Origin of the sequence: Mycolicibacterium canariasense, assembly GCF_002101555.1 — a bacterium.
In the GTDB taxonomy this organism is placed as follows: Bacteria; Actinomycetota; Actinomycetes; order Mycobacteriales; family Mycobacteriaceae; genus Mycobacterium; species Mycobacterium canariasense.
This window is the reverse complement of sequence record NZ_LQOL01000029.1, coordinates 24,232-41,615: the sequence shown is the minus strand read 5'-3', so window position 1 is coordinate 41,615 and position 17,384 is coordinate 24,232. Positions and strand designations below refer to the sequence as shown.

22 protein-coding genes are annotated in these 17,384 nt (G+C 68.0%); 10 read left to right on the top strand and 12 right to left on the bottom strand.

Annotated features, from left to right (window positions below):
- The first annotated feature begins 8 nt into the window (after positions 1–8).
- Entirely contained in the window at positions 9–467 is a 459-nt protein-coding gene (locus AWB94_RS04650) for a nuclear transport factor 2 family protein (protein ID WP_062659910.1), read from the top strand.
- 11 nt (positions 468–478) lie between these two features.
- Here AWB94_RS04650 and AWB94_RS04645 read toward each other — a convergent pair whose 3' ends face one another.
- The 5 genes from AWB94_RS04645 to AWB94_RS04625 are packed head-to-tail and all read right to left on the bottom strand — an operon-like array spanning position 479 to position 3,834.
- Positions 479–928 carry a hypothetical protein gene (locus AWB94_RS04645; protein ID WP_062659909.1) on the bottom strand — a complete coding sequence of 150 codons (450 nt, stop codon included), beginning with the start codon at positions 926–928 and terminating at the stop codon, positions 479–481.
- Between the two features lie 50 nt (positions 929–978).
- Positions 979–1,524: a hypothetical protein gene (locus AWB94_RS04640; protein WP_064961417.1), complete on the bottom strand. Its 546-nt coding sequence runs from the start codon at positions 1,522–1,524 to the stop codon at positions 979–981.
- 50 nt (positions 1,525–1,574) lie between these two features.
- The gene (locus AWB94_RS04635) at positions 1,575–3,218 is read right to left on the bottom strand and encodes a hypothetical protein (RefSeq protein ID WP_062659908.1); all 1,644 of its coding nucleotides are present in this window, start codon (positions 3,216–3,218) and stop codon (positions 1,575–1,577) included.
- 6 nt (positions 3,219–3,224) lie between these two features.
- Positions 3,225–3,515: a WXG100 family type VII secretion target gene (locus AWB94_RS04630; RefSeq protein WP_062659907.1), complete on the bottom strand. Its 291-nt coding sequence runs from the start codon at positions 3,513–3,515 to the stop codon at positions 3,225–3,227.
- Between the two features lies 1 nt (position 3,516).
- Complete coding sequence (locus tag AWB94_RS04625; protein ID WP_062659906.1) at positions 3,517–3,834, bottom strand: WXG100 family type VII secretion target; 318 nt, start codon at positions 3,832–3,834, stop codon at positions 3,517–3,519.
- A gap of 271 nt (positions 3,835–4,105) precedes the next feature.
- On the opposite strand from AWB94_RS04625, the gene groES reads away from it, so the two are divergent.
- From groES to AWB94_RS04610, 3 genes are all read left to right on the top strand, one after another.
- On the top strand, positions 4,106–4,408 hold the full coding sequence (gene groES / locus AWB94_RS04620; protein WP_024455177.1) for a co-chaperone GroES: 303 nt from the start codon (positions 4,106–4,108) through the stop codon (positions 4,406–4,408).
- Positions 4,409–4,593: 185 nt separating this feature from the next.
- Complete coding sequence (gene groL, locus AWB94_RS04615; RefSeq protein WP_062659905.1) at positions 4,594–6,213, top strand: chaperonin GroEL; 1,620 nt, start codon at positions 4,594–4,596, stop codon at positions 6,211–6,213.
- A gap of 136 nt (positions 6,214–6,349) precedes the next feature.
- Positions 6,350–7,864 (top strand): adenylate/guanylate cyclase domain-containing protein, encoded by a 1,515-nt coding sequence (locus AWB94_RS04610; RefSeq protein WP_062659904.1) that lies wholly within the window; start codon positions 6,350–6,352, stop codon positions 7,862–7,864.
- A 34-nt stretch (positions 7,865–7,898) separates the two neighbouring features.
- Here AWB94_RS04610 and AWB94_RS04605 read toward each other — a convergent pair whose 3' ends face one another.
- Entirely contained in the window at positions 7,899–8,213 is a 315-nt protein-coding gene (locus tag AWB94_RS04605; RefSeq protein WP_062659903.1) for a DUF732 domain-containing protein, read from the bottom strand.
- Positions 8,214–8,333: 120 nt separating this feature from the next.
- Between AWB94_RS04605 and AWB94_RS04600 the strand changes: the two genes are divergently transcribed.
- The gene (locus AWB94_RS04600) at positions 8,334–8,522 is read left to right on the top strand and encodes a cupin domain-containing protein (RefSeq protein ID WP_062659902.1); all 189 of its coding nucleotides are present in this window, start codon (positions 8,334–8,336) and stop codon (positions 8,520–8,522) included.
- Positions 8,523–8,584: 62 nt separating this feature from the next.
- On the opposite strand, the gene AWB94_RS34985 is transcribed toward AWB94_RS04600, so the two are convergent.
- The 3 genes from AWB94_RS34985 to AWB94_RS04585 form a co-directional block, all read right to left on the bottom strand.
- Positions 8,585–8,755: a hypothetical protein gene (locus tag AWB94_RS34985; RefSeq protein ID WP_165605426.1), complete on the bottom strand. Its 171-nt coding sequence runs from the start codon at positions 8,753–8,755 to the stop codon at positions 8,585–8,587.
- 110 nt (positions 8,756–8,865) lie between these two features.
- Positions 8,866–10,176, bottom strand: a complete 1,311-nt coding sequence (locus tag AWB94_RS04590) for a carboxylesterase family protein (protein WP_062659900.1) — start codon at positions 10,174–10,176, stop codon at positions 8,866–8,868.
- Positions 10,177–10,267: 91 nt separating this feature from the next.
- On the bottom strand, positions 10,268–10,477 hold the full coding sequence (locus tag AWB94_RS04585) for a hypothetical protein (RefSeq protein ID WP_131805447.1): 210 nt from the start codon (positions 10,475–10,477) through the stop codon (positions 10,268–10,270).
- Between the two features lie 197 nt (positions 10,478–10,674).
- Here AWB94_RS04585 and AWB94_RS04580 point away from each other — a divergent pair, with 197 nt between their 5' ends.
- Entirely contained in the window at positions 10,675–11,388 is a 714-nt protein-coding gene (locus AWB94_RS04580) for a cutinase family protein (protein ID WP_062659898.1), read from the top strand.
- A gap of 70 nt (positions 11,389–11,458) precedes the next feature.
- Here AWB94_RS04580 and AWB94_RS04575 read toward each other — a convergent pair whose 3' ends face one another.
- On the bottom strand, positions 11,459–12,826 hold the full coding sequence (locus tag AWB94_RS04575; protein WP_409366000.1) for a S1C family serine protease: 1,368 nt from the start codon (positions 12,824–12,826) through the stop codon (positions 11,459–11,461).
- Positions 12,827–12,985: 159 nt separating this feature from the next.
- Here AWB94_RS04575 and AWB94_RS04570 point away from each other — a divergent pair, with 159 nt between their 5' ends.
- The gene (locus AWB94_RS04570) at positions 12,986–13,384 is read left to right on the top strand and encodes a VOC family protein (protein ID WP_062659897.1); all 399 of its coding nucleotides are present in this window, start codon (positions 12,986–12,988) and stop codon (positions 13,382–13,384) included.
- 16 nt (positions 13,385–13,400) lie between these two features.
- Here AWB94_RS04570 and AWB94_RS04565 read toward each other — a convergent pair whose 3' ends face one another.
- Both AWB94_RS04565 and AWB94_RS04560 read right to left on the bottom strand, forming a co-directional pair.
- Entirely contained in the window at positions 13,401–13,844 is a 444-nt protein-coding gene (locus AWB94_RS04565) for an OsmC family protein (protein ID WP_062659896.1), read from the bottom strand.
- Positions 13,845–13,958: 114 nt separating this feature from the next.
- Positions 13,959–14,249: a WhiB family transcriptional regulator gene (locus tag AWB94_RS04560; RefSeq protein ID WP_036404241.1), complete on the bottom strand. Its 291-nt coding sequence runs from the start codon at positions 14,247–14,249 to the stop codon at positions 13,959–13,961.
- 401 nt (positions 14,250–14,650) lie between these two features.
- On the opposite strand from AWB94_RS04560, the gene AWB94_RS04555 reads away from it, so the two are divergent.
- The 3 genes from AWB94_RS04555 (at position 14,651) to AWB94_RS04545 (ending at position 17,370) form a co-directional block, all read left to right on the top strand.
- Positions 14,651–15,442: a hypothetical protein gene (locus AWB94_RS04555; RefSeq protein ID WP_062659895.1), complete on the top strand. Its 792-nt coding sequence runs from the start codon at positions 14,651–14,653 to the stop codon at positions 15,440–15,442.
- A 91-nt stretch (positions 15,443–15,533) separates the two neighbouring features.
- Positions 15,534–16,112 (top strand): sigma-70 family RNA polymerase sigma factor, encoded by a 579-nt coding sequence (locus AWB94_RS04550; RefSeq protein ID WP_024455164.1) that lies wholly within the window; start codon positions 15,534–15,536, stop codon positions 16,110–16,112.
- Entirely contained in the window at positions 16,105–17,370 is a 1,266-nt protein-coding gene (locus AWB94_RS04545; protein WP_064961415.1) for an anti-sigma-D factor RsdA, read from the top strand. The genes AWB94_RS04550 and AWB94_RS04545 overlap by 8 nt, the downstream gene beginning before the upstream one ends.
- Positions 17,371–17,384: the final 14 nt, after the last annotated feature.

The following is a 17,384-nucleotide window of genomic DNA, read 5'->3' as shown; positions in this document are numbered from 1 at the left end:
GTGGCCCGATGGCGGACCCGCAGGACAAATCGGCCATTGCCGAGTTGCTCTACACCTATGCCGAACTGATCGATGCGGGTGATTTCGACGGCGTCGGGACACTGCTGGGGCGTGCATCGTTCGGCGGCCCGGCCTCCGGTTCGGTGTCGGGGGCCGAGAACATCGCCCGGCTGTTTGCGGCGACCACACGGCGCTATCCCGAGCACGGCAACCGCCCGCGCACCCGCCATCTGGTGTTGAACCCGATCATCGATGTCAGCGACGACGTCGCGACGGCACGGTCCACCTTCGTGGTGGTTCAGCACACCGAGACGGTGCCGCTGCAGCCGATCGTGGTGGGCCGCTACGCCGACGCCTTCGCCCGCGATGCCGGCGGGTGGTACTTCACGCAGCGGCTGGTGGATGTCGAGATGGTGGGGGATGTGTCCGCCCATCTGAATGTCGACCCGGCAGCGTACGGACGGTAACCGGCGGCGGCTCAGCCGGTTTCGCTGCGCCGCCGCGCGACGGCGGTGTCGGAGAATTCGGGTCGTTCGCGCAGGTGCCAGCCTGCCGGGACCGTGTGGGTGTTGTAGTAGTGCTGGAAGAGTTCGATGGCTTCGGTTGCGGTGAGGACTTCGGCGGGGCGGACGCGGTATTCGTTGTCGCCGTTGTGGATGGTTTCGGTTTCGGTGTTTTCTGTGGCGGCTTCGGGGCGGCCGATGGTGTAGAGCCGGTGCACGCCCGCCTTATCGCGTTGTTTGATCTCGACGGTCAGTCGGTCGGGGGCGACGCCGGTGGTCTGGATCCACTCGGTGGGGTGGACGTCCTCGTCATAGGTGGCATCCGGGGGGAGCGGATAGATGGAGTACGACGTGTACTTGCCGTCGCCGAGTCGATTGATCCCGGCGGCCAGTTGACCCGGGATCTGCTCCGTGAAATTGCTCATCCATCCTGACGAGCGGTTCGATTTACGGATGTACGAGGGTCGAGGAAGCCTCATATGCCCTTTCGCGGTTTCTCCTGGGTCTTCGTCGCCTTGGCGCGCTTGTCTCCGACCGGTGCCCGCCCCCGCGCCGTGGTTTCATCACCTTTCGCCGCTTGGTTTTTCAGGTGTTCTTCGACTGCGGTGTCGGAGAATTCTGGTTGTTCGCGCAGGTGCCAGCCGGCGGGGACCGTGTGGGTGTCGTAGTAGTGCTGGAAGAGTTCGATGGCTTCGGTGGCGGTGAGGACTTCGGCGGGGCGGACGCGGTATTCGTTGTCGCCGTTGTGGATGGTTTCGGTTTCGGTGTTTTCTGTGGCGGCTTCGGGGCGGCCGATGGTGTAGAGCCGGTGCACGCCGGCGTTGTCGCGTTGTTTGATCTCGACGGTCAGTCGGTCGGGGGCGACGCCGGTGGTCTGGATCCACTCGGTGGGGTGGACGTCCTCGTCATAGGCGGCGTCCGGGGGGAGCGGGTATATCGATGTGGACGTGTACCTGCCGTCGCCCAGACGCTTGATTATCGCGGCGATCTGCCCGGGAATTTCCTCGGTGAATTCGCTCATCCATCCGCAACCTCGGTTGGTCTTCTGGATGTGGGTGGGTCGTTCAAGTCTCATTCGCCTGGCACCGTTTCGACGCGAACCCTGGTGATCTTCACGGTTTCCACTACCCCTTGCTCGTTGGTGATGGTGACGTATGCCGGATTGGTCGGGGAGACCTGACTGTCGAAGGCACGTTGGCCCGGCGAGAGTGATGCGCCACCCGATTTGACCTCGATGCCTTCGTACGTGCCGTCGGGTAGACGGCCCAAGCCATCGTAGAACCGCCCGCCGCTCGCACCGCCTTCCACCGTCGCTTTGCGTTGCTCTGTGGTCACCCAGCGCCCCGGATTGCGATCCTCGTAGTTCTCGATACCCTCGGCCTCCCGTTGCCGCGCGTATCCGCCGCCTTGCCGTCCGGTGATGTGCCCGTACGGGTCTCGCCCGTCGCCGCGATCGACGCCCTCGCCAGGGCGCCCGACGTGGGCGTGCATCACGATCACGCCGTTCTCAGCGACATGCTGAGACAAGTCCAGCGCGCCGCCCCCGGCAATCGTGGCTCCGCCGGCCATCAGCCCCGCGCCAGCGAGGTTGAGGGGAACACCCCCGATGGCGCCCACACCGGTGGCGTCGAGCAGCACACCGGGCACCTCGAGCCCGGCGCCCAGTCCCATCATGGCGGCGCCGCCGACCATCGCGGCCGCATCGAGCGGATTGTGCAGGGCCGCGTTGCCGAAACTCGCAGCGCCGTTCACCACATCGGCGAGCACGTTGTACGCGGCGTCGCCGAACTGCTCCAACTCCAGCTTCAGGTATTGGCCCATCGCCGAGATCACGGCCTCGGCGGCGGCCACGATCGGAGCCAGCAGTTGAGCCAGGGCCGACACCTCGGCCTTGAAGTTGTCGATCACAACGCGGATATCGTCGGCGATCTTCTTGATCTCGTCGTTGTCGTCGCCGGTGAGGAGGTCCCACACCTCACGAATCCCGGTGAGCGGATTGACGACACGCGATAGCAGATCGAGTATCGCGGCGTGGACCGCGTCGATCTTCCCGGCGTAGTCGACCAGGTTCGATGACATGGTGACGCACTGATTGAACAGGGTTGTCGAGTTGGTGCTCGACGCGTTGACGGCTTGGCCGATCTTCGCGCCTTCCGGGATGTGCTGCCCCGCAACGACGCCGAATGCGCCGATCATCTCCGCCTCGGTGGCCAGGAAGGCCGAGCCGGCAGCGGACCAGGCTTCGGCGGCCGCGCGCAGCCGACCGGAGTCTCCGTTCGGCCAGATCATGCCCAGAAACGGCTCGACGAGTGCCCAGCCCGGTGGAGCGCTGTCGAAGTTGCCCTGTGCCGACGGGGCCAGTGGTGCACTGGCCGGTGGTGTCGGCGTCACTGCCGGGAGCGGCGGTCCGCCGTTGCCGTGCGTGTTGGATGCGACCTCGGCGAGCGAGTAGTTCACCGCGCTGGTGCGGACCGCGTCACCGGTGCGTGCCATGCCATTGGTGAGATCGATCATCGCTTCGAATAGCGACTTGGCCGACGTGTCATAAGCGCGGCCGTGGACGACGCCGGCGGGATCGTTCCCGCACATTCCGGCGGAGCCGGCCAGCGCTCCGCTGAGAACACCTACTGCCTTGGCGAGGTCACCGGCCTGGGCGGTCATGGTCTGACCGGCGCCGTCCAGTGCTTTCGGGTCGACGACGATCGGCGGTGCCATCGCCGGTCACGACCACATGGTCATGTTGGCCCGGGCGGCACCGGTGTAGTTCCGGTGCGCCTTACTGCCGGCCTCGTGTAGGTCCTTGAGGGCGTCGCGCATCTGCTGCGCGCCCTCGGTCCAGCGGCGGTGCGCATCGGCCTGCGCTGCTGCCGCCGCTCCGTGCCAGGACACATGAAGAGTCTCGACCTGCCGATCGACGTCGACGATCATGACCTCGATCCGCTTCTCGAAGTCCTCGATCCGTGCCACGATCGCCATCAACTCGTCCGTGTTGACCCCGAACTCGTCGGACACCTCACACCTCACCTGCGTCGCCCGACAAGGCTGCGGCCCCGGCCTCGTCCTGCCGCCGGTAAGCGGTGGCGGCCGTGCCCAGCAGGTTGGCCATCTCGGACAGGCCCGCGTGCACCTGCATCGCGCCCTCGTGCCAGCGCCAGAATGACTGTGCGAAGGAACCGCTGGACAACCCGGTCCATCCGCTACCCACGAACCCGGAGACCTCGGCATCCAGTGCCTGCAGTCCACTGATCAGTTCATCCGCGCGCGCCGAGACGGCCGCTGATAAGCGCTGCACGTCGTCGGGTGAAACCCCCAGTACTCCATCCCCCGTCATGTTTTCACCGTAGGGCGGGTTCCCTGGAAGACCGCTGGGAATTTGGCCGCGGGACCGGATTGTCGAATCGACCGATGGCGCCCGGGCTCGCGCAATCAGAGCCCATCCTTGAGTGCTAGCACTCGCGTGTATAGAGTGCTAGGTGGCAGCGGCCAACCCCAGCGCCGGCACCCGCGACGACGGAGCGAGGGCACGGACGTATGCCGAACACCTGAAAAACCGAGGACCCGGGAAAACCGGACTCATACCCAAACAAGTGGAGGGCTCCATCGTGGCGAGCGTGAACATCAAGCCACTCGAGGACAAGATCCTCGTTCAGGCCAACGAGGCCGAGACCACGACCGCTTCCGGTCTGGTCATCCCCGACACCGCCAAGGAGAAGCCGCAGGAAGGCACCGTCGTCGCAGTTGGCCCCGGCCGCTGGGATGAGGATGGCGAGAAGCGGATCCCCCTGGACGTTGCCGAGGGCGACACCGTCATCTACAGCAAGTACGGCGGCACCGAGATCAAGTATGGCGGCGAGGAGTACCTGATCCTCTCGGCCCGCGACGTGCTGGCTGTCGTCTCCAAGTAACAAGCACTCGTGTCCCGCCCCGGAGATCCCCGTATCCGTACGGGCGATATCCGGGGCGGTATGCGTTTCTCTCCCCGGGCGAGCGAAGCGACGGGGAATTCAGACCCCCGGGCGAGCGAAGCGACGGGGAATTCAGCCCCCCGGGCGAGCGAAGCGACGGGGAATTCAGACTCAGAAGGACATTTATGAGCAAGCAGATCGAATTCAACGAGACTGCGCGCAGGGCCATGGAGGCCGGTGTCGACAAGCTTGCCGACGCCGTCCGGGTGACCCTGGGACCGCGCGGCCGGCACGTGGTGCTGGCCAAGGCCTTCGGTGGACCGGTCGTGACCAACGACGGTGTCACCATCGCCCGTGAGATCGACCTCGAGGATCCGTTCGAGAACCTCGGCGCCCAGCTGGTCAAGTCGGTGGCCACCAAGACCAACGACGTCGCCGGTGACGGCACCACCACCGCCACCGTGCTGGCGCAGGCCATCGTCAAGGCGGGGCTGCGCAACGTCGCGGCCGGTGCCAACCCGATCGCCCTGGGCTCGGGCATCTCCAAGGCCGCCGATGCCGTCTCCGAGGCGCTGCTGGCCGCGGCCACCCCGGTCTCGGACAAGAAGGCCATCGTCCAGGTCGCCACCGTCTCGTCGCGCGACGAAGAGGTGGGCGAACTGGTCGGTGAGGCCATCACCAAGGTCGGCCACGACGGCGTCGTCACCGTCGAGGAGTCCTCGACGCTGCACACCGAGCTGGAGGTGACCGAGGGCGTCGGCTTCGACAAGGGCTTCATCTCGGCCTACTTCGTCACCGACTTCGATTCCCAGGAGGCGGTGCTCGAGGATGCGCTGGTGCTGCTGCACCGCGACAAGATCAGCTCGCTGCCCGACCTGTTGCCGCTGCTGGAGAAGGTCGCCCAGGCCGGCAAGCCGCTGCTGATCGTCGCCGAGGACGTCGAGGGCGAGGCGCTGTCCACCCTGGTGGTCAACGCCATCCGCAAGACGCTCAAGGCCGTCGCAGTGAAGGCCCCGTTCTTCGGTGACCGCCGCAAGGCGTTCCTGGACGACCTCGCCATCGTCACCGGCGGCCAGGTCGTCAACCCCGATGTGGGCCTGCTGCTGCGCGAGGCCGGCCTCGAGGTGCTGGGCTCGGCCCGGCGCGTGGTGGTCACCAAGGACAGCACCGTGATCGTCGACGGCGGCGGCACCAAGGACGCCATCGTGGGCCGCGTTGCGCAACTGCGCAGCGAGATCGAGAACACCGATTCGGACTGGGACCGCGAAAAGCTGCAGGAGCGTCTGGCCAAGCTGTCCGGTGGCGTCGCCGTCATCAAGGTCGGCGCGGCCACCGAGACCGACCTGAAGAAGCGCAAGGAAGCTGTCGAAGACGCCGTCTCCGCGGCCAAGGCGGCCGTCGAAGAGGGCATCGTCACCGGTGGTGGCGCTGCGCTGGTGCAGGCCGGCGCTGCGCTAGACGCCCTGCGCAGCTCGCTGAGTGGCGACGAGCTGCTCGGTGTCGAGGTGTTCGCCAAGGCGCTGTCGGCCCCGCTGTTCTGGATCGCCACCAATGCCGGCCTCGACGGTGCCGTCGTCGTCGGCAAGGTAGCCGAGCTGCCCAATGGCCAGGGCTTCAACGCCGCCACGCTGACCTACGGCGATCTGTTCGCCGACGGCATCGTGGACCCGGTGAAGGTGACCCGCTCGGCGGTGCTCAACGCCGCATCGGTCGGGCGCATGATCCTGACCACCGAGACGGCTGTCGTGGAGAAGCCGGCCGAGGAAGAGGATCACGGGCACGGTCACCACGGCCACGCGCACTAGTTCGTAGCTCCGCGAAGCACCCCCGGTCCGCTTGGGCCGGGGGTGTTTTCGTGAGCAGATCGACCAGCGCACCGGCCAGCCGCATCCGGAGCGCGAATCTGTCCAACGGTGAGCGCTCGGCCTCTAGTCTCCGGGCATGGACCGCATCTGGCAGTGGGCGTGGGACCGGTTCGGAGCCCGACATCGCTGGGCGGGGCTGGCCGTCGTAGTGCCGGCAGGAGTGCCGGTCTACCTCTTCTGGTCGTTCCTCATCGTCGCCCTCGAAAGGTCCCGGCACTACGTCGAGGCAGCCGTCGTCACGCTCGTCATCCTGCTGTGGCTCAATGTGTATGCGGCTTTCGCCGATCGCAAGCGCTACCGTCCGGTCGAGCAATGGGTGGCCGGCCACGACGTCGATCGGGCAACGGCGCTGAAGGCCACATACACCTTCGCCAGGAGCGCGGCTGCCCGCGTGCTGTGGTTGGGCGCGGTCGGGTTCGCACTGATGTCGATCGCCGTCGGTGCAATCGCCGGAGCGGGCGGACCGCGACTTGCGCAGTATGGGCTGCTGGGCGCGGCGATCGGGACCGTGACGTATCTGATCAGTGTGCACAGCATCCTGGAGGCGACCGCTCGGCCGGCGCGGCTGGCGATCGCCGGCGACACGAGCATCGGGGACTCCTTGCCCCGCGCTCGCCCGACGATCGCCGCGTGGTCACGTATGACGGTGCTGGGGACTGCGTTCATCTTCTCCGTCGAGAGCGCGATGTTGGCGTCCGCGATCGTGGGGGCCGGCCCGCAGCCACTTCTGTTCCTCGGGATCGGCGGTGCGATGACAGTCGGGTTCGGAGTCCCGTTGGCCGTCGGCGTCGGTTTCTCACCGTCGATGCGGCCGATCCGGGACCTCGCGGAGGGCACCGAACGGGTCGCGGCCGGGGACTACGGCAGGCGCGTACCGGTGGTTCAGGACGACGATCTCGGGGTGCTGGCGGCGTCGTTCAACCGCATGCAGGCGGGTTTGGCTGAGCGGCAACGACTTCAGGCGGCATTCGGCGCCTACGTCGACCCCGCTCTCGCTGCGCGGCTGCTCGAGCAGGGCGACGACGTGTTCACCGGCGAGCGCCGCGAGGTGACGGTGATGTTCGTGGACGTCCGCGACTTCACCCCGTTCGCCGAGGCGAACACCGCCGAGGACACCGTCGCGCGGCTCAACGCCCTGTTCGAGATCGTGGTGCCGGCGGTCGTCGACGCCGGCGGTCACGTCAACAAGTTCCTGGGCGACGGCGCGTTGGCTGTCTTCGGCGCTCCCGACGATCTCGCCGACCATGCCGACGCTGCGGTGAGCGCCGCCGTGCAGATCCACCGCCGCGTCGCCCAACGATTCGGCGGCGAGCTTCGGATCGGCATCGGGATCAACACCGGTTCGGTCATCGCCGGCACCATCGGCGCCGGTCCTCATCTCGAGTTCACCCTGATCGGCGATACGACCAATGTGGCTGCCCGCGTCGAGCAACTCACCAAGACCACCCGCGACGCGATCCTGCTCACCCAGGGGACCGTCGAAGCGCTGGTCTCTCGGCCGCCCGGACTCATCGACCGGGGATCGCACGCGTTGAAGGGCAAGTCAGCCCCGACCGTGGTCTTCGGCCTCGACCCGGTGCGGAGTCCTTAGCGGCTTGCCGTCCCCGCCGCGCCGGCTACGAACGTCACAGCGTGTCCGGACACAGATTGTGTTGGGCGGCCCGCACCAGCATGCGACCGATGGTGGCGTCGGCAGGATTCACCTGTGCGATCAAGTCATCGGATGATTGCCCCAGGTGCATCCGATTGCAGGCCATATAGCCCTGTGCCACGACGGCGGCGTCCGGCATCTGTTGGCCCGCGAAGAACAGACCCGGGAAGTTGTTGGCCCGGAGTTCGTTCAGAAACGACTGATCATCCGCGTGGGCCAGCGGTGTGCCGACAAGACCAGCCGCGAGCACTGCCGCGACCCCGATTCCCATGGCGAGCTGTTTGCGCATGTTCCCCCCGTTCTCCCCGCCGCGGTGCTGCCCCCGGCACCTGGTGATGTGTGTTCAACACTAAGGGTGTTCGGGCCCTGCGCGAAGCGGAAATCCACCGGGACGATGTGTACTGGCGACATGGATCTTGCCCCCGACGCGCAGCCGCTGGTGCTCGACGGCACCGAGCACCGGGTGAACCCTGGCTGCAATGTCTTCATCCCCGCTTTCGGCGAACACGGCATCAGGAACACCGGGGCCGACACATTGCGGTTCTTCTATGTCCTCTCGGCCGACGCCTTCGCCGACATCGAGTACATGTTCTCCTGACTCGTTTCGCCGAAGGCGATATCACCGGCGATATCGCCTTCCGGAAAGGACAGCGCCCGGCGTCAGAACGCCTGGTCGACGAAACCGTTGGTGGTGTTGACCTCGTCGTGGTTGTCGACGCTGTACTGCGGTCCGACCGGCGCCGCGGGAGCGGCCTGCGCGGGGGCCGCCAGGCCGAGCACGGTGGCGGTCATGCTGGTGGCGATCAGGGTGGCGAATCCGAACTTCTTCATGCCGATCATCTTCTTCTGTAGGTGTGTTTACCGAATCTGATCGTTGAAACCCGCTGTCCGCCAGTGTCATTCCACGCGGCAGCAACTGATCGACGGTTGGCAGTATCGGATCACCCGATGGTCAGCGGCGTCGGGCCCAGGGCGTCGACACCGTCCCGGGCGAAGCCGCCCCACAGCGCCCGCATCCTGCGCCCCAGCGTGCCGTCGATCGGGTGCGGGGTCGGACCGAGCATGGGGGCGTCCGCCCAGGCCTGCGGCGACCCCAACAGCAGTGGAAGGTCGATGCAGTGGCAGGCGCCCAGCGGCGCCTGCGGGGGAGCCCAGTCGACGCGGAAGGTCGCCGACCGTCCGCCCGCGCGAACCCAGGTGTCGGCGAATTCGATTGCAGGACAGCCGAACACGTGCTTGGTGAGGTTACGCCCGACACTCGCGGCGAGTAGCGCCCCTGGCGGGCCGAGGCGGCGTAGGCGGCGGCCCCGCGGGTCCATCGCCACGAAGGGCCGCCCATCGTCACGCGTGTAACCCACCAGGATCTCGATCCGGGACGCCGCGTCGGCGAGCCGCGCCGGGATCTCGCCGGCCGGCGGCAGCGGTGCCATCCCGACGGTGGGGGCAAACGGCATCAAGCCCAGCCGACCGAACCGCTGGGCGGCCTTGGCGACGGTGACCTGCGCGTCGAGCAGCTGAGCGACATCGGCTTCGAGTGCCGGCACCCCGCCCAGGGACGTCATCGCGGCATCGCGCATGGCGGCGGTCAGCTCCGAGCGGTCGGAGCGCAGCCCCAACGGGGCGCTGTGCAGGACGGCCCGGGTGAACAGGCCGGCGGACTCCTCACACAACATCAGCGCCAGCACCGAATCGCCGCCCGCCGACTGCCCGAAGATCGTCACCCGGGCCGGATCCCCGCCGAACGCGGCGATGTGGTCCCGAACCCAGCGCAGCGCACATAGCTGATCACGCAGGCCCAGATTCTGGGTCCGCCGATCGTGCAGGTTCAGATATCCGAAGATGCCCAGCCGGTAGGTGACCGTGACCACCACGACCTGTCCCTCGGCGGCCAGGGCGTGCGGATCGTATTTCGGCGACTCGCCGCCGCCGGACACGTAGGCCCCACCGTGGAACCACACCATCACCGGCAGCCGGTCGGCGCCGCTCGGTGCGGTGACGCTGAGCACCTGGCAGTGCTCACTCATCCGGAGGCCGCCGATCACCGGGCCGGTGGCGAACTCCAGCCGGGACGGCAACTGGGGGCAGGCCGGGCCGCGTGCGGTCGCGTCGATCAGCCCGGCGTCGGCCCTCACCACCTGCGGGGCGGCGAAACGCTCCGCCGTCGCATACCGGATGCCGCGAGCCACGGTCACGTCGTCGCTCTCGGTGACCAGCACCGAGGCGCCGCCGTGGTCGATGCGTCGGGTCCGCACGCGATCACCCTACGAAAAAGGCCCCCGGCCGGGCGGGCCAGGGGCGTCTCGACGCGTCGGTCAGAAGGCCTGACGGTGGCGGCTCCGAATGCTAGGGCTGCTGCCAGAACAGGAACGCGTAGGGATCCGGCTGCGACACCGGTTCGCTGAAGTTGGCGCTGTAGTCACCGGTGCCGGCACAAGTGGTGCCGGCGCGATCGCATACCGGCTGGGGCGCCGCGGAGGCGACGGGAGCCAGTCCGATGCCCACCGCGACGGCGGCTACGGCGATGCCCGATGCGCGAAAAACATTGACTTTCATGATGTTTCCTTCGAGATGGTCGGTGATGTGACCATCGTCGACCCAGGCCGGTGCCGGTGGCATCCTGGCTGGCCGCCGTCTGCACTACCGGGTAGCAGGTACTCACAGCTTGTTGCCAGCTGCGATGTGTGCAGGACCCCGGCCACGGGATGCTTGGCCCATCACATCGCCGCGCGCCACCACTGGAAGGTCTCACCATGAAGCTCACCACCGGATTCACGCTCGTCGCGGCCGGCCTGTCCGTCACGGCCCTGCTGGGGCCGCAGGCAACCGCCGCCGCTGCACCCTCATGCCCGGACGTGCAGGTGGTCTTCGCGCGGGGAACGTTCGAGGCGCCGGGAGTCGGCGCCACCGGCCAGGCATTCGTCGATGCACTCACCGCCGGGTTGCCCGGTGAATCGGTCAGCCCCTACGCGGTGAACTACCCGGCCTCACTGGATTTCGCCGAGGCCGCGCAGGGCGTCGCCGACGCCGCCAACACCATCGAGTCCACGGCCGCCAGCTGCCCGAATACCAAGATCGTGCTCGGTGGCTACTCCCAGGGCGCCGCGGTCGCCGCCTACACCACCGCCGACAACGTGCCGGCCGGATTCGTGCTGCCGGCCGGCCTTTCCGGTCCCATGCCGGCGTCGGTGGCCCCGCACGTCGACGCTGTGGTGTTGTTCGGCACCCCGTCGCCCCTGTTCCTCGGGCTTGCGGATCGCCAGGCGCCGCCCATCGAGATCGGCAGTCGTTACCAGTCCAAGACACTCGAACTGTGCGCGCCCGGCGACCCGGTGTGCTCACCGGGCATCAGCCTCGACCGGGCCGCGCACAGCGCCTACAAGGACAACGGAATGGCGGACCAGGCCGCGGATTTCGTGATCCGGCAGCTCGGCGCACCGGCACCAGCTGCTCAGCAGGCCGTATGACCGAAACGGCCGCCGCAACGAGGGGGAGGGGGCGTTGCGGCGGCCGTCGGTCGGGTGGGTCAGCTGGTGCTCATGCCTTTCCGAGCGTCACCTGGGCGGTCTGGGACGCACCCGAGGGATCCAGGTAGGTCAGCGCGACGCTGTCCCCGGGCGCCTTCGAACGCACCGCCGCCACCAGCGCCTCGGGCCCGTCGATCACCTGATCGTTGATCTTGGTGATCACCGCACCGTCCGGGATGCCCGCCGCAGCGGCCGGGCCGCCGTCGGCCACCCCGGCGATCGCGGCCCCGTTGTCGGACGTGGGGTTGGTGCTCAGCTGCACGCCGAGCGCTCCGTGGCTGGCCGTGCCGGTGGACACCAACTCGTCGGCGATGCGCTTGGCCTGATCCGACGGGATCGCGAAGCCCAGCCCGATCGAACCGCTCTCGCCGCCACCGCCGCCCGGTCCGCCCTGTCCGGCGCCCAGGGTGGCGATCGCGGAGTTGATCCCGATCAGTTGACCCTTCATGTTCACCAGTGCGCCGCCGGAGTTGCCCGGGTTGATCGCCGCGTCCGTCTGGATGGCGTCGAGCACCGCAGCCTGGCCGCCCGACGCGTCACCGGCGGCCACCGGCCGGTTCAGCGCGCTGACGATGCCGGTGGTGACCGTGCCCTGCAGACCCAGTGGCGACCCGATGGCCACCACCTGCTCGCCGACCTTGACGTCCTTGGATGAACCGATGGCGATCGGGGTGAGGCCGGAGACACCCTCGGCCTTCACGACCGCCAGGTCACCGGTGGGGTCGGTGCCGACCACGGTGAACGGCACCGACCGGCCGTCGGAGAAGGTCACGGTCCGGGTCACGTCGGCGCCGCCGCCCATCGCGGCGGGCTGAGCACCGTCGGGCCCGTCCGAACCCGCCGAAGCGACGTGATTGTTGGTCAGGATCAGGCCGTCCGGGCTGAGCACCACACCGGAGCCCTCCGCCTCGCCCTGGCCCATCTGGATCCGCAGTTTCACCACGCTGGGCATCACCTTGGCCGCCACCTGCTCGACCGAACCGGCGGGCACGTTGGCGGCGGGCTTGGACGCCGGTGTCTGGGCCCCCGGGGCCGACGCGGCGACCGCGTGCGGGGTGGTGGTGCTCTGCGGATGGGCCATCCAGGCCGCGGTGGCCCCGATCCCGCCGCCGGCCACCGCTACGGCGAGCGCACCGGCCGCCAGCAGTGCCACCCGCGGGCGCCGTGCACCCGCCGGGGCGGGATTCGCATGAGGGACAGGCTGGTAGAACGGCGGGACCGGTTGGTGGGTGGCGTACCGCCAGTCCTGGACGCGTGGAATCGGCTGAGTCAGAGGGGCATTCGGATCGGGAGACTGAAATGGTTGCTGCTCAGGGTTTGTCATCGTGGTGTGTGCATCACTTTCTTCGATCATCAAAGAGCACAGTTGCTTAACCACCATCTTCCGGCGGTGACTGAGATGGAACTGAGAGTTTGCCCAGGCCATTCCGAGATTTCGGACCCATTCCGGTAACTCCGCACCAGGGGGGCGGCGGCGTCCGCATCATGGCGGGTCGGACTTGACCTCAAGTGCCATTGAGGTCGGACACTGGCGTGCATGACCATCGAGCTTGCCCAGATTCGCGTCGCCCGGCCCACCGATCGGTTGGCGGAGGTGGAGCGGTTCTACGCCGAACATCTCGGCCTGCCCGTCATCTACCGGTTCGAGGACCACGACGGCTACACCGGCGTCATGCTGGGGCTACCCGGTACCGAATACCACCTGGAATTCACCACGCATATCGACGGGAGTCCTTGTCCGGCACCGACTCTGGACAATCTGCTGGTGTTGTACTTCCACGGGGAGGCGCCGATGTACGACGTGGTCGAGCGTCTCGCGGCCGCCGGGCACGAGCCGGTCGAACCGGAGAATCCGTACTGGACCAAGGTGGGCGCGCTGACCTTCGAGGACCCCGACCGCTGGCGCGTGGTGCTGGTGCCGCGCCGGGTGTTCTGATCGGCGCGGCACGTTGCTAGCGCAGCGCCGTGGCGATCCGGACCTCCCCGGTCAGCGTCTGGTGAACCGGGCAACGCTCGGCGATGTCCATCAGCTTCTGCCGCTGACCGTCGTCCAGGTCACCGATCAGTTCCAGCTCGCGATCGATGTGGCTGATCCATCCCTTGGTGGTCTCGCAGTCGGCGCAGTCCCTGGCATGGATGCGGGAGTGCCGCAGCGTCACCCGGACTCGATCCAGCGGCCAGCCCTTGCGATCGGCGTACATCCGCACCGTCATCGACGTACACGACCCCAGCGCGGCCAGCAGCAGGTCGTACGGAGTCGGACCGTCGTCGTCGCCGACCGGCTGTGGCTCGTCGGCCCTCAGCCGGTGCGACCCGGCGATGATCTCCTGGGTGTAGGTCCCCGCGCCGGTCTCCGTGACGATCACGGTGCCTTCGGTCGATGGATCGGTGGGCATGGGACCTCCTGACTGCCGGGCGCGTGGACGGTCAAGAATTATCACCGCACACCGGCTCCGGGCACAGAAACGCCTCGCCCGGGCGTCCGGGCGAGGCCTTTCGTCAGTTCGGTTTCAGGCGGTGCGGCGGATCCCGCGCTTGAGCAGCATCTCGCGTTCGGACTCGCTCAGGCCGCCCCAGATTCCGTACGGCTCGCCGACGGCGAGGGCGTGCGTACGGCATTGGGTGATCACCGGGCAGCTGCGGCACATTTCCTTGGCCCGCATCTCACGCTGGGCGCGGGCCCGGCCCCGCTCGCCGTCGGGATGGAAAAAGACCGAAGAATCGACACCTCGGCAGAGTCCTTGCATTTGCCAATCCCAAATATCGGCATTTGGTCCGGGTAGTTGCTGCGGCTGTGGCATGTGGAAAACCCCTCTCGTCACACCCAATTCGCGAAACGCGTAGGTGCGTGAGTCGCGGAACCGATCCGAGCACTTGTCGCCGATGACCAACTCGTGCACACAACGTAGAAGGGCTACCGAAAAAAGGTCAATAGCCAGGTCGTGTGCGTAACCACATAGCCGCAGCGTGAGAATTTACATCACGTTCATCATTGCGACCCGCATGCAACGCGAAGCGTGTTCAAGAAACGGCGCCGGGTCCGTACTCATGCGCATTTCCGCAGTTCGCCCAGATTACTTTTATCCGGTACCGAGGGTTTCGTTGATCTGCCGGAAACATGGCGACCACCAATTGTTAACCAAGGTTGCTTTCGTCACGCCGTCTCGGTGCCCGCCCGGGCCGTTGATACCGTCGCAGTCCGATGACCTCTGCGACAACGTGCCTGGCCGAGGCCGCTTTCGGCCCGCATCCGGACCGCTGGCCGCTGCCGGCGGCGACCTCACAGCGCGATCGGTGGCTGCGCGCCGTCGCGGCAGGTGGCCAGGGGCGCTACGCCAGCGCCCTGGCCGATCTGTCCCATATCGCGCGGGCACCCGGCCGCGGGCCCCTGCTGTCGCTGGCGTGCAGCACCCGAGCGTCGTTCCTGCGCCAGCTCGGCGGGCACGACCTCGCCCGCGGCTGGGACGGCCGGGCCTGGGCAGCGGCCGGCTCGGACCCCGAAGCCGGGGCCGACGCGCTCGTCGGCCTGGCGGCCGACGCCCTCGGGGTGGGACGGTTCGAGCTCTCGGCGACATTGCTGGGACGGGCGGCGCCGCTGATCGACGGATCCGGGCCCGCCCGGCTGCCGGTGCGCCTGCACTGGGTGTCGGCCGAACTGAACATGGCCGGCGGTGATGCTGCGGTCGCCGTCGGCCACGCCGAGCGGGCGACGGAGCTGGCCGGATCGACCGGGTCTGCGCGGCATGCGGTCAAATCGGCCGTGGTGCTGGCGGCCGCATTGTGCAGCGCAGGGCGTCTTCCGGACGCCCGCCGCATCGCCGATGAGGCGTTCGGCGAGACCGAACGGCTCGGTCTGATCCCGCTGCGGTGGGCGCTGGCCTGTCTGCTCGCCGAAATCGGCAGTACGGCGCATCCGCCCGCGCACGTCGCGGCCGTTCGGGACGCAGCCGCCGATACAGTGCGACGCAGAGGCGGCGTGTGGACGCGTCGCTGAAGCGGTTCGGCACCGCCGGATCGTTAGTGTTTATCTGACGCGCACCCCGCCTGCATGTGTCCCTTACGTAACGCTGGAGATATCGCCCACGATGACAATTTCGGGAGAACGTCTCGATGCTGTCGTCGCTGATGCGGTGGCCGGTGACCGGGACGCACTTCGGGTGGTCCTGGAGACCATCCGCCCGATCATCGTCCGGTACTGCCGGGCACGGATCGGGTCAGCAGAACGAAGTGGTCTATCGGCAGATGACATTGCGCAGGAGGTGTGCTTGGCCGCCATCACGGCGCTGCCGCGCTACCAGGATCAGGGACGTCCGTTCCTGGCCTTCGTGTACGGCATCGCTGCGCACAAGATCGCCGACGCCCACCGGGCGTCGGCGCGTAACCGCTCCGAGCCCACCGATGTGGTGCCGGAACGGTTCTCGGGGGAAGCCGGGCCCGAACAGCGGGCGCTGGACTCCGAGGCCTCGGCGCGGATGGATCGGTTGCTCGCCACGCTGCCCGAGAAGCAGCGCGAGATCATCATCCTGCGTGTCGTCGTCGGGATGAGTGCCGAAGAGGTGGCCGAGGCCGTGGGCAGCACGCCAGGGGCGGTCCGCGTCGCGCAGCATCGTGCGCTGGCCAAACTCAAGTCAGAGATCACCGCGGTCGGAGGGGACTATGCCTGATTTCGGCCGCTGGACCGCCAACGGCGGCGATCCCTCGCTCAACGACATCAATCGCGCCGACAAATTCCTGGATGCGCTGGCCTCCGAGCAGCCGGTCTATTCGACCGACCGCGCCGACGCCGAACTGGCCTTCCTGCTATCCGGCTGGCGTGACGAGGTCCGGCAGGTGCCCATCGACCATGTGGTGCCTCCGCTGGAGGCCGAGTCCGCGCTGCGCAACGCCCTGGACTTCTCCTCGCGGCGACGTAACCGGCGGTCACTGGCGGTCATCGGTTCCGCCGCGGCGGCGGTGCTGTGCCTCGGCGGCTTCGCGTCGGTGGTGTACAGCGCGGATCCCGGCGACGGGCTCTACGGTCTGCACACCCTGCTCTTCGGTGACCAGCGACAGACCCGCGATGACGCGGTGGTCCTGGCCGCGCAGACCGAGATGCAGCAGGTGCAGCAGCTCATCGACAACGGCCAGTGGGATCAGGCCCAGGAGCGGCTGGCGGCGCTGTCGACCAAGGTGCAGAGCGTCGAGACCGTCGAGCGCAAATCCGAACTCATCCAGCAGTGGAATGCCTTGACCTACAAGGTCGTCGAGCAGGACCCGGCCGCCACCCTGCCGCCGGCGGGGCAGCCGCTGCCGGAGCTGCCGTCCTCGCCGTTGACACTGCTGCCGCTGCCGGTCATCGAGAGCACCACCGAGACCACCACGACGGTGTCCACGCCGCCCGAGGTGACGAGCGTGACCACCACGACGGGGTCCGAGGTCACGGTGACGACGACATCGCCGTCGCAGACCTCGACGTCGCAGACCTCGACGTCACCGAGTGCCGACGCCTCCACCACGACGTCGGAACCGACGCCGTCGAGCGGCACGACGACGACTGCCCCGAGCACGTCGACCGCCACCACGACGGTGGCGCCGAGCACGACCACCACCACGACGGTCGCGCCGAGCACGACCACCACCACGACGGCGGCACCGACCACCACCACCGCCACGACCACCACGACGACGGTCGCCCCGAGCACCACGACGACGACCCAGGCGACCACGACGACCCAGGCGCGCACCACCACCACGACGACGGTCGCTCCGGCGGTGCAGGAGCCGCCCTCGGCGGCACCGCCGGTGCAACAGCAGGAGCCGAGCGCGCCCCCGGCGCGCAACCAGGCGCCGGCCGAGGAAACGGTGCAGGCCACCAAGGAGTCGCCGGCGCCGCAGCGGGCGCCCGAGGTCGTGGTGACGACGACGGTGCCCGGCGGACACTAACTCGGCGCGCCGCC

Bases quoted from the DNA above. Each gene is read 5' to 3' on its own strand.
- AWB94_RS04650 (WP_062659910.1), top strand. From the start codon at position 9: ATGGCGGACCCGCAGGACAAATCGGCCATTGCCGAGTTGCTCTACACC.
- AWB94_RS04645 (WP_062659909.1), bottom strand. From the start codon at position 928: ATGAGCAATTTCACGGAGCAGATCCCGGGTCAACTGGCCGCCGGGATC.
- AWB94_RS04640 (WP_064961417.1), bottom strand. From the start codon at position 1,524: ATGAGCGAATTCACCGAGGAAATTCCCGGGCAGATCGCCGCGATAATC.
- AWB94_RS04635 (WP_062659908.1), bottom strand. From the start codon at position 3,218: ATGGCACCGCCGATCGTCGTCGACCCGAAAGCACTGGACGGCGCCGGT.
- AWB94_RS04625 (WP_062659906.1), bottom strand. From the start codon at position 3,834: ATGACGGGGGATGGAGTACTGGGGGTTTCACCCGACGACGTGCAGCGC.
- groL (WP_062659905.1), top strand. From the start codon at position 4,594: ATGAGCAAGCAGATCGAATTCAACGAGACTGCGCGCAGGGCCATGGAG.
- AWB94_RS04610 (WP_062659904.1), top strand. From the start codon at position 6,350: ATGGACCGCATCTGGCAGTGGGCGTGGGACCGGTTCGGAGCCCGACAT.
- AWB94_RS04605 (WP_062659903.1), bottom strand. From the start codon at position 8,213: ATGCGCAAACAGCTCGCCATGGGAATCGGGGTCGCGGCAGTGCTCGCG.
- AWB94_RS04600 (WP_062659902.1), top strand. From the start codon at position 8,334: ATGGATCTTGCCCCCGACGCGCAGCCGCTGGTGCTCGACGGCACCGAG.
- AWB94_RS34985 (WP_165605426.1), bottom strand. From the start codon at position 8,755: ATGAAGAAGTTCGGATTCGCCACCCTGATCGCCACCAGCATGACCGCC.
- AWB94_RS04585 (WP_131805447.1), bottom strand. From the start codon at position 10,477: ATGAAAGTCAATGTTTTTCGCGCATCGGGCATCGCCGTAGCCGCCGTC.
- AWB94_RS04580 (WP_062659898.1), top strand. From the start codon at position 10,675: ATGAAGCTCACCACCGGATTCACGCTCGTCGCGGCCGGCCTGTCCGTC.
- AWB94_RS04570 (WP_062659897.1), top strand. From the start codon at position 12,986: ATGACCATCGAGCTTGCCCAGATTCGCGTCGCCCGGCCCACCGATCGG.
- AWB94_RS04565 (WP_062659896.1), bottom strand. From the start codon at position 13,844: ATGCCCACCGATCCATCGACCGAAGGCACCGTGATCGTCACGGAGACC.
- AWB94_RS04560 (WP_036404241.1), bottom strand. From the start codon at position 14,249: ATGCCACAGCCGCAGCAACTACCCGGACCAAATGCCGATATTTGGGAT.
- AWB94_RS04555 (WP_062659895.1), top strand. From the start codon at position 14,651: ATGACCTCTGCGACAACGTGCCTGGCCGAGGCCGCTTTCGGCCCGCAT.
- AWB94_RS04550 (WP_024455164.1), top strand. From the start codon at position 15,534: ATGACAATTTCGGGAGAACGTCTCGATGCTGTCGTCGCTGATGCGGTG.
- AWB94_RS04545 (WP_064961415.1), top strand. From the start codon at position 16,105: ATGCCTGATTTCGGCCGCTGGACCGCCAACGGCGGCGATCCCTCGCTC.